At 70.3% G+C, this 1186-nt stretch carries 1 pseudogene; it reads right to left on the bottom strand.

Annotated features, from left to right (window positions below):
- A pseudogene (locus tag IEY86_RS35885) lies at positions 1-1186 on the bottom strand (2-oxoacid:acceptor oxidoreductase subunit alpha); the annotation flags it as partial.

Raw genomic sequence — 1186 nt, 5'->3', positions numbered from 1 at the left:
GCGGTGATGGGGCCGTAGGTGGAGCCCCAGCCGAGGACGAGGGCGGGGGCGGGGTGGCCGGTGTCGGCGGTGGGGTCGTCGACGGTCAGGTCGGGGACGGTGATGCGGTCGATCTTGGCTTGGCGGGTGCGGACCATGTGGTCGTGGTTGGCGGGGTCGTAGGAGATGTTGCCGGTGCCGTCCTGTTTTTCGATGCCGCCGATGCGGTGTTCCAGGCCGGGGGTGCCGGGCAGGGCCCAGGGGCGGGCGAGGGTGTCGGGGTCGCGCTGGTAGGGGCGGAAGGCGGGGGTGCCGTCGGTGTCGGTGTGGTTGGGGGAGGTGGCGAAGCGCACGCGCAGGTCGGGCAGTTCGTGGGGGTCGGGGATGCGCCAGGGTTCGGAGCCGTTGGCGAGGTAGCCGTCGGAGAGCAGGAAGACCGGGGTGCGGTAGGTCAGGGCGATGCGGGCGGCTTCGAGGGCGGTGTTGAAGCAGTCCGCGGCGGTGGCGGGGGCGACGATGGGCACGGGGGCTTCGCCGTTGCGGCCGTACATGGCTTGGAGCAGGTCGGCCTGTTCGGTTTTGGTGGGCATCCCGGTGGAGGGGCCGCCGCGTTGGATGTCGATGACCAGCAGGGGCAGTTCGAGGGAGACGGCGAGCCCGATGGTCTCGGATTTGAGGGCGACGCCGGGGCCGGAGGTGGTGGTCGCGGCCAGGGATCCGCCGAAGGCGGCGCCCAGGGCTGCGCCGATGCCGGCGATCTCGTCCTCGGCCTGGAAGGTGCGTACGCCGAAGTTCTTGTGGCGGGAGAGTTCGTGGAGGATGTCGCTGGCGGGGGTGATGGGGTAGGAGCCGAGGTAGAGGGGCAGGTCGGCCTGGCGGGCGGCGGCGATCAGGCCGTAGGACAGGGCGAGGTTGCCGGAGATGTTGCGGTAGGTGCCGGGGGGCAGGGGGGCGGGGGCGATCTCGTAGGAGACGGCGAAGTCCTCGGTGGTCTCGCCGAAGTTCCAGCCGGCTTTGAACGCGCAGATGTTGGCTTCGGCGATCTGGGGTTTGGCGGCGAACTTGCTGCGCAGGAATTTTTCGGTGCCGGCGGTGGGCCGGTGGTACATCCAGGACAGCAGGCCGAGGGCGAACATGTTCTTGGCGCGTTCGGCGTCCTTGCGGGCGAGTCCGGAGTCGGCCAGTGCCTCGACGGTCAATGTCGTCA

The organism is Wenjunlia tyrosinilytica (genome assembly GCF_014646055.1).
GTDB lineage: Bacteria > Actinomycetota > Actinomycetes > Streptomycetales > Streptomycetaceae > Wenjunlia > Wenjunlia tyrosinilytica.
The sequence above is the reverse complement of the archived record's forward strand: the minus strand, read 5'-3'. Positions and strand labels throughout refer to the sequence as shown.